Consider the following 9,126-nt stretch of genomic DNA (forward strand, 5'->3'; position numbering starts at 1 on the left):
TGTCGTCGTACCTGACCGACATCGACCGGCTCGTCGCGTCGCCGGACGGCGAGCGCCGCCGCGTCGCGGTGATCGGCGCGGGGCAGAGCGCGGCCGAGGTGTTCATCGATCTCGCGCGCCGCTTCCCGCATGTCGACGCGAGCCTCGTGATGCGCGCCGGCGCACTGAAGCCGGCGGACGACAGCCCGTTCGTAAACGAGATCTTCAGCCCCGAGTTCACCGATGTCGTCTATGCGCAGCCGCACGACGCGCGTCGCGCGCTGCTCGAGCGCTATCGCGACACGAACTACGCGGTGGTCGACCGGCCGCTGATCGAACAGATCTACGAAATGCTGTACCTGCAGCGCATCGACGGCACGGCGCGTCATGCGCTGCTCGCGAACAGCGCGATCGAGGGCGCGGCGCGCACCGCCGACGGCCGCATCGAGTTGACGCTGCGCGACCGGATGAGCGGCGACACGCGCGTCGAGCGCTTCGATGCGCTCGTGCTGGCCACCGGCTACCGCCGCGACACGCATTCGGCGCTGCTCGAAGGGCTCGCGCCGCATCTGGGCGACGCGCTTGCGCGCGGTGACGTGACGCGCGACTACCTGCTCGCGACGCCCGATCACTTCGCGCCGCGCATCTACCTGCAAGGCTGCTGCGAAGACAGCCACGGCCTGTCCGACACGCTGCTGTCGGTACTGGCGCGCCGCGCGGACGAAATCTGCGCGTCGCTCGAAGACGGGATCGCGCCCGCCCATGAAGAAGGCGCGGCCCGGGCATCACAGGAAAAACGACAGGAAAGCGGGGCGAGCGCGGGCCGGATGGCTTTCGCTCTTTGACAAAGGCGCGGTCGGAGACCGCATGAAAAAAGTGGAGCAGAGAAAGATGGAGTGGGCAACAGGCACGCGTTTGCGTGCGATCGCAGCCGCGGCGAGCGTGGCGTTCGGTGTGGCGGCAGGGCAGGCACATGCCCAGACGGCGCCGGCCGTGAACGCAGGCGCAGCGGCGTCGACCAGCAGTGCGCAGAACGGTGCGGCGGCGAGTGCATCGACCGGCGCATCGACCGGCACGCTGCCGACGATCAACGTCAACGCAGCCTCGGAAGGAGACGGTACGGTCGGGCTCGTCGCGAAGCGCAGCCGGACCGGTACGAAGACCAGTACGTCGATCAACGAGATCCCGCAGACGATCAACGTCGTCACCGCGCAGCAGATCGAGATGACCGGCGCGACCGACGTGAACGCGGCGCTGCGCTACGTGCCGGGCTTCTCGTCGTACGGCTCGGACAACCGTTCCGACTGGTACGCGGCGCTGCGCGGCTTCACGCCGACCGCGTATGTGAACGGGCTGCAGGTGCCGAACACGATCAACCTCGCGAGCTGGCGCGTCGATCCGTACATGATCGACAGCATCAGCGTGCTGCGCGGGCCGACGTCGGTACTGTACGGTGCGGGCGACCCGGGCGCGATCGTCGACGTGCAGACCAAGCTCGCCGACGGCGAGCGTGTACGCGAGGCCGGCGTGCAGATCGGCAACTACGCGCGCAAGCAGTTCATGATCGACGTCGGCGACAAGCTCGACCCGGACGGCAAGTACGCGTACCGCTTCGTCGGCGTCGCCCGCGACGGCAACGCGCTGACCGGCCCGAACAACGACCAGCGCGTCGCGCTCGCGCCGTCGTTCCGCTGGCGTCCGAACGCGGATACGTCGTTGACGCTGTCGGCCACGTATCTGCAGGACTGGGGCGATATCTCGTCGAACTTCCTGCCTGCGGTGGGCACGGTGTTGCCGAACCCGAACGGGCAGATCAACAAGGACGTGTACGAAGGCGATCCGAACTTCAACTACTACCGCAAGAAGCAGTGGTCGGTCGGCTATCAGTTCGAGCGGAACCTGACACCGGCGTGGACGTTCCGCCAGAACACGCGCCTGATGCACCTGTCGCTCGACAACGGCTCGGTATTCGGCAACGGCTTCGTCGACGGCAGCACGACCGACGTGTCGCGCTGGGCCGGCGTGTTCCAGATGAACTACAGCCGCTTCGACATCGACAACAACCTCGAGGGTCGCTTCGCGACGGGGCCGCTCCAGCACACGCTGCTGCTCGGGTTCCAGTACAACCGCCAGACCGCGACCGACAGCGAATGGCTCGCTGCCGCGCCGCCGCTGAACATCTACAACCCGGTCTACCTGCCCGTCACGACGGCGGTGTTCACGCCTGACTCGACGTTCCGCACCAACACGTACACGACGATGAACACGTTCGGCCTGTACGCGCAGGACCAGATCAAGTGGAACCGCTGGACGCTGACGCTCGGCGGCCGCGAAGACTGGGTCAACATGCGGATGGACGACCGCGCGGCCGGCACGTCGACGAAGGCGGACGTCACGGCGTTCACCGGCCGCGTCGGCCTGACGTACCAGGGCGACTACGGGCTGTCGCCGTACGTCAGCTACGCGACGTCGTTCAACCCGCTGATCGGCGTGAACCTGGTCGGTGGCGGGCTGCCGCAGCCGACGCGCGGCAAGCAGATCGAGGCCGGTCTGCGCTGGCAGCCGCCCGGCAAGAACCTGATGCTGAACGCGGCGATCTACCAGATCAACCAGACCAACGTGCTCACGACCGCGCTGCCGAGCCAGGACCCGACCGGCACGAAGTCGGTGCAGACGGGCGAGGTGCGTTCGCGCGGGATCGAGCTGAGCGCGACCGGCAAGGTCACGCCGAACCTGTCGGTGATCGCATCGTACGTGTACCAGGACGTGAAGAACGTGAAGGCCAACGACGTGTCGCTGAACAACTGGCCGGTCGACATCCCGCGTCCGCGCCAGATGGCGTCGCTGTGGACCGACTGGACCTGGCACACGGGGGCGCTCGCGGGCTTCGGTCTCGGCGGCGGCATTCGTTACCAGAGCGCATCGGCCGGTGCGGCCGACAACTCGCTGACGGTATCGAGCGTCACGCTGTTCGACGCGGGCGTGCACTACGACACGCGTAACTGGCGCTTCGCCGTGAACGGGACGAATCTGTTCAACCGCCACTACATCAGCGGTTGCCAGTCGTCGAACGTCTGCGTGTTCGGCACCGACCGTACCGTGATCGCGACCGCGAAATACAACTGGTGACGATGCGCGCCGTGGCCCGCCGGCCGGCCTTCGTGGCCGGCGCGGGCGGGCCGCGGCGCCTTCGTCCGCTTTTCCACGACGCATCCATGCCGAAGAAAAATCTCGTCTACATCCAGTCGCTGCGCAACGGCGCGGCCGATCGTGCCGGGCAGCCGGTCGCTTATCAGGGCGGCACGCGCTACATGAAGGCGCCGCTCGAATATCTCGTCGAGCGCCTGAACGACTCGCCGCTCGGCGAACGCTACACGCTCAAGGGCGTGATCGTCGACGACGACGACGGTTCGCCGGCCGACCGCGCGAAAGTCGCCGACTACGGCTTCGCCCGTACGCCGGGCCGCCCGTGGATCCTGCCGGAAGGGTTGGCGGTGCAGGGCCGGCCGGTCGACGAACTGTTCTGCTCGATTCCGTCGACGTACCGGCGGCTGCCCCGCGACGCAAGCGAGCGCGTGGCCGGTAAGCAGGCGTTCGAACGCCGCCTGCTCGAGCGCCTGCTCGAACTCGACGCCGACGTCGTCGTGCTCGACGGGCTGCTCGTGATCCTCGACGAGCTCGTGCGGCCCGGCGCGCGCTTTCACCGGCGCATCGCCAACATCCACCCGGGCATCACGGCCGACGGTTCGCCGTTCCAGCGGCGCGGCGCATGGGCGACGCTCGACGCGCTGCATGGCGCGCGCGGCGAACGGGTCGACTGGGCGAGCGGCGCGACGTCGTCCATCGAGCCCGTGATGATGACGGGCGCATCGTTCCACTACGTCGACAACGGCATCGATTCCGGCGAGGTGATCTGCGACGTGCTCGATACGCCGATCGCACCGGACGACACGATTCTCGAACTGCGCTGGAACAACTTCCAGCGCAGCCTGTTTCCGGCACTCGAGCGGGGGCTGCACGTCCTCGCCGACCGCCATGACGCGGGAGCACTGTGATGGAAGACACGTTGACGAAACCGGCCGGCGCCGCGGATGCCGTCGAAGGTGAAGTGGCCGCCGCGCTCGACGGCGCCGCACACGGGCAGGCGCTGACTGTCGTCGAGCACACGCTCGACGCGTGGCGGCCCGACGACTCGCCGGACGGTTTGCTCGCGGCGTTCGTCGCGCTGTTCAACACCGATACGCGCTACGACGCGGCGACGATCACGGTGCCGCTCGGCGGCGCCGATGCGGCAGCCGTCGCGTCGTACGTCGCACGTGCGGTGCGCGAGGGCGTGATCGACGGCGCGCAGGTCGCCGGCGATACGCTGCGCGTCACCGTGTCGCGCGCGACGTTCTGGCAGAACCCGCGGCCGTGGCTGAAGGCGCCCGCGTCGGGCGGCATGCCGCTGCGCCATGTGATCACGAATGGCCACCGGCACCCGGTGCGGCCGCCGTCGCCGGCCGGCGAGATCTATGCACGCTACATGCCGCAGGTCGGGATGACGTTCAGCCTGCGCACCGTCGACGTCGATGCGCACGCGGACCTGTTCAGCGGCTGGATGAATCTCGATCGCGTCGCGCATTTCTGGGACCAGCGCGGCACGCGCGACGAGCATGCGGCGTACCTCGCCGAGCGGCTCGCCGATCCGCACATGCACCCGATGATCGGCTATTTCGACGACACGCCGTTCGGCTATTTCGAGTTCTACTGGGCGAAGGAGGACCGTCTCGCGCCGTTCTACGACGCGCACGACTACGACCGCGGGCTGCACCTGCTGATCGGCGATTCGCGCTTCCAGAGCGCCGGCAAGCTGCATGCATGGTGGAGCGGGGTGCTGCACTACATGTTCGTCGACGAACCGCGCACGCAGCGGCTCGTGGGCGAACCGCGCGTCGATCACGTGCGGCACATCGCGTACATGCACCGGCTCGGGTTCTACACGCTGAAGGAATTCGACTTCCCGCACAAGCGCGCGGCGCTCACCGTCATCGAGCGCGACACATTCTTCGACACTTTCAAATTGCCGTGACGGCGCGGGTACGCGGTGCCGCGCGATGTGGCGCGCGGCATCGCAGCCCGCGGGCATTGGCCGTCCGGGATATGGACCACGCGGCCTGCGTCGTGAAGGTCGTCTCGGCGATTACCTATGCCGAAATGCGGTTCGGCGCGGTCGGCGGGAAGGCGCCGCCGAAGCATGCGGAACTCGTGACGGCCGTTGTTTCACGGCTGGACGGCGTGCTGTCGTGGGATACGGCGGCCGTCGATGCAACGGCCGCGATTCGTGCCGATCTTGCGACGCGGGGCGCGCCGATCGGCGCGAACGACGCGTCGATCGGCGGCCATGCGATCGCGGCCGGCGCGGTGCTCGTCACCCATAACAGCCGCGCGTTCGGCCGTGTCGCCGGGTTGTCGCTCGAAGACTGGGCGGCCTGAGCGCGGCCGGGCCAGGATGCGCCCGTGTCGGAACGTGGTCACTTTTCAGCCGGCGTACGCAAAAATCGTGCACGGGTGAAAAGTGAACAAAACGTCGCAAATCATTGATTGAAATGAGATTTTGTCATTTCCTCATCGGCTGACCGTCGACGCTCCGAGAGCCGGAAACCGAAGATGGACGCACGGTTCGGCTGACCGCGCGTGCCTGTGACAATCGTCCCGAAAATCGGATCACGTTCGTCCTGGGTGATGAACCAGCGGCAACTACGGGTTGCTACCACGACGACTTTCCGTCTGCCCGGTTGCCGTCGAACCCACTATCCTTGCCTGCATATTCCCCACAGGACAGGAGACGACACCGTGACGCACAGCGTGATTCCCGCAGGCCTCGCCGACGAAATGATCGAGATCCGGCATCGCATCCATGCCCACCCCGAGCTTGGCTTCGAGGAATTCGCGACGAGCGACCTCGTCGCGGAGCAACTGCAGTCGTGGGGCTACACGGTACATCGCGGGCTCGGCGGCACGGGCGTCGTCGCGCAACTGAAGGTCGGCGACGGCACGCAGCGCCTCGGCCTGCGCGCCGACATGGACGCGCTGCCGATCCACGAGGCCACGGGCCTGCCGTACGAGAGCAAGATCGCCGGCAAGATGCACGCGTGCGGCCACGACGGCCACACCGCGATGCTGCTCGCGGCCGCGAAGCATCTGGCGCGTGAGCGCCGCTTCTCGGGCACGCTGAACCTGATTTTCCAGCCGGCCGAGGAAGGGCTCGGCGGCGCGAAGAAGATGCTCGACGAAGGGCTGTTCGAGCTGTTCCCGTGCGACGCGATCTTCGCGATGCACAACATGCCCGGCTTCCCGACGGGCAAGTTCGGCTTCCTGCCGGGGTCGTTCATGGCGTCGTCGGATACGGTGATCGTCGACGTGCAGGGCCATGGCGGCCACGGTGCGGTGCCGCACAAGACGGTCGATTCGGTGGTCGTTTGCGCGCAGATCGTCATCGCGCTGCAGACGATCGTGTCGCGCAACGTGTCGCCGCTCGACATGGCGATCGTCACGGTCGGCGCGATCCATGCGGGCGAGGCGCCGAACGTGATTCCCGATCGCGCGCAGATGCGCCTGTCGGTGCGCGCGCTGAAGCCGGAGGTGCGCGACCTGCTCGAAACGCGCATCAAGGAAGTCGTGCATGCGCAGGCGGCCGTGTTCGGCGCGACCGCGACGATCGACTACCAGCGCCGCTACCCGGTACTCGTCAACGACGCGGAAATGACCGCGTTCGCGCGCAACGTCGCACGCGAGTGGGTGGGCGACGCGAACCTGATCGACGGGATGGTGCCGCTCACCGGCAGCGAGGATTTCGCGTTCCTGCTCGAGAAGCGGCCGGGCTGCTACCTGATCATCGGCAATGGCGACGGGGAGGGTGGCTGCATGGTGCACAACCCCGGTTACGATTTCAACGACGCAGCGTTGCCGACCGGCGCGTCGTACTGGGTGAAGCTGGCGGAGTCGTTCCTGGTTTGACGGAAGGTCGCGGTATGGACCACGCCGCGTCTATGTCGAACTGCATCGGTCATCCGGAAACGGGGGATGGCCGCGACATGATTCGATGACGTTCCGGTGGGCCATATCGCTATCGCGTCGGATGACGCGATCCGCCACCGGTTCGATCTAGATCATGTCGCCGCTGAACAGCGCCACGACCGCTTCCGGATTCGACGGCCAGTACATGTGCATGTACGTCGCGACGATCGCATCGCGTCGATAGACGGCTTCGCCGCTGCCCGATGCGCCGTCGGGGCGCGCAGCGTTCGCGACCGGTTCGAGCGGCGTCGCGAGCCGCGAATAGTGGAACGTATGCCCACGCATCGTCCCGCTGCGCGTATCGAGCTGCTGCATGCCGAGCGCCGCGAACCGGCGCTGCATCGTCGCCCGACCCGGCAACAGTCCAAGCATCGGCGTCGTCACGCCGTCCACATCGGTCAGCGATTCGCACAGATACACCATCCCCCCGCATTCCGCGACGATCGGCCGGCCGGCCGTTGCGTGCGCGTGAATCGATCGCGCGGTCGCGGCGTTCGCCGCGAGTGTCGCTGCATGCAGTTCCGGATAGCCGCCCGGCAGGAATAGCGCGTCGCAATCGTCCGGCACCGGTTCGTCGGCGAGCGGCGAGAAGAATTGCACGTGCGCACCGAGCGTGTCGAGCAACGCAAGATTCGCCGGATAGATGAACGAAAAAGCCACATCGCGCGCCACCGCGATCCGCTTGCCGGCGAGCGCACGCGGCAGCGGCGCTGCTGCATCGGGTTCCGCGAACGCAACGGCCGGCGGCAACTCGGCAAGCGCCGTTTGCGCCAGCACGTCGGCCGCGCGATCGAGGCGCGCATCGAGATCGTCGATGTCGCTCGGCTGGTGCAGGCCGAGATGCCGCTCCGGCAACGCAATGCCCGCATCGGCCGGCACGTGCCCGAGCCACCGCAAATCGCCGGGCAGTGCCTGTTGCAGCAATTCCGCGTGCCGCTCCGACCCGACGCGATTCGCCAGCACGCCGTGAAACGGCAGCCCCGGCCGGAACCGCGCGAGCCCGAACGCGATCGCCGCGAACGTCTGCGCCATCGACTTCGCGGAAATTACCGCGACGACCGGCACGCCGAACGCGGCCGCGAGATCGGCACTGCTCGGCGTGCCGTCGAACAGCCCCATCACGCCTTCGATCAGGATCAGGTCCGCCTCGCGCGCGGCGTCGGCCAGCAGCGCACGGCAGCCGGCCTCGCCGACCATCCCGAGATCGAGCGCATGCACCGGTGCACCGCTCGCGCGTTCGAGCAGCATCGGATCGAGAAAATCGGGCCCGGTCTTGAACACGCGCACGCGCCGGCCAAGCCGGCGGTGCAGCCGCGCGAGGCCGGCCGTCACCGACGTCTTGCCCTGGCCCGACGCGGGCGCACTGACGAACAGCGCGGGGCAGGCGGGCATGCTCAGAACTCCACGCCGCGCTGCGCCTTCACGCCTTGTTCCTTGTACGGATGCTTGACGAGCCGCATTTCGGTGACGAGGTCGGCCGCATCGATCAGCGCATCGGGCGCATGCCGCCCGGTCACGACGACGTGCACCGAACCGGGACGTGCGGCCAGCGTCGCGAGCACTTCGTCGAGCGGCAGGTATTCGTACTTCAGCACCGTGTTCAGCTCGTCGAGGATCACCATCCGGTAGTCGCCGCTCTCGATCATCCGGCGTGCCTCGTCCCAGCCCTTGCGCGCGGTCGCGATGTCGGCGTCGCGGTTCTGCGTGTTCCACGTGTAGCCGTCGCCCATCGTCACGAAATCGCATTCGGCCACCGCGCCGAGGAAGTCGCGCTCGGACGTGTGCAGCGCGCCCTTGATGAACTGCACGACACCGAGCCGCATGCCGTGGCCGAGCACGCGCACGGCCATGCCGAATGCGGCCGTGCTCTTGCCCTTGCCGTTGCCGGTGTTGACGATCAGCAGGCCCTTTTCGTTGACGGCGGCGGCCTGCTTCTTCTCGTGGCCCGCACGGCGGCGTTCGGTCATCCGTTGATGGGATTCGGCGTCGGTTTTCATCGGATTCGTCCTGTCGAAAGAAAGCGAAACAAAGGGTTCAGAGCGGGCCGGCGAGTGCGACCGTCACACCGTCCTGGATGGATTTGGGGCC

8 protein-coding genes are annotated in these 9,126 nt (G+C 67.5%); 6 read left to right on the top strand and 2 right to left on the bottom strand.

Going from position 1 to position 9,126, the window contains the following annotated elements; translation table 11 throughout:
* From G3N99_RS28385 to G3N99_RS28410, 6 genes are all read left to right on the top strand, one after another.
* Positions 1-824: SidA/IucD/PvdA family monooxygenase (locus tag G3N99_RS28385; protein ID WP_206124046.1), on the top strand; the 824-nt coding region annotated here is incomplete at its 5' end.
* A gap of 22 nt (positions 825-846) precedes the next feature.
* Positions 847-3,108: a TonB-dependent siderophore receptor gene (locus tag G3N99_RS28390; protein ID WP_174982143.1), complete on the top strand. Its 2,262-nt coding sequence runs from the start codon at positions 847-849 to the stop codon at positions 3,106-3,108.
* Between the two features lie 86 nt (positions 3,109-3,194).
* Positions 3,195-4,034 (top strand): formyltransferase family protein, encoded by an 840-nt coding sequence (locus G3N99_RS28395; RefSeq protein WP_174934173.1) that lies wholly within the window; start codon positions 3,195-3,197, stop codon positions 4,032-4,034.
* On the top strand, positions 4,034-5,050 hold the full coding sequence (locus tag G3N99_RS28400; protein WP_174934171.1) for a GNAT family N-acetyltransferase: 1,017 nt from the start codon (positions 4,034-4,036) through the stop codon (positions 5,048-5,050). Before G3N99_RS28395 ends, G3N99_RS28400 begins: the two co-directional genes overlap by 1 nt.
* On the top strand, positions 5,047-5,454 hold the full coding sequence (locus tag G3N99_RS28405) for a type II toxin-antitoxin system VapC family toxin (RefSeq protein WP_346778503.1): 408 nt from the start codon (positions 5,047-5,049) through the stop codon (positions 5,452-5,454). Before G3N99_RS28400 ends, G3N99_RS28405 begins: the two co-directional genes overlap by 4 nt.
* A gap of 360 nt (positions 5,455-5,814) precedes the next feature.
* Positions 5,815-6,978: a M20 aminoacylase family protein gene (locus G3N99_RS28410; protein WP_174936941.1), complete on the top strand. Its 1,164-nt coding sequence runs from the start codon at positions 5,815-5,817 to the stop codon at positions 6,976-6,978.
* Positions 6,979-7,125: 147 nt separating this feature from the next.
* Here G3N99_RS28410 and G3N99_RS28415 read toward each other — a convergent pair whose 3' ends face one another.
* Both G3N99_RS28415 and cobO read right to left on the bottom strand, forming a co-directional pair.
* Positions 7,126-8,430: a cobyrinate a,c-diamide synthase gene (locus tag G3N99_RS28415; RefSeq protein ID WP_206124047.1), complete on the bottom strand. Its 1,305-nt coding sequence runs from the start codon at positions 8,428-8,430 to the stop codon at positions 7,126-7,128.
* Positions 8,431-8,432: 2 nt separating this feature from the next.
* A complete protein-coding gene (gene cobO, locus G3N99_RS28420; RefSeq protein ID WP_206124048.1) occupies positions 8,433-9,035 on the bottom strand; it encodes a cob(I)yrinic acid a,c-diamide adenosyltransferase in 603 nt (200 codons plus the stop codon).
* Positions 9,036-9,126: the final 91 nt, after the last annotated feature.

This window comes from Burkholderia sp. Ac-20392 (assembly GCF_017104585.1).
Lineage (GTDB): Bacteria > Pseudomonadota > Gammaproteobacteria > Burkholderiales > Burkholderiaceae > Burkholderia > Burkholderia lata.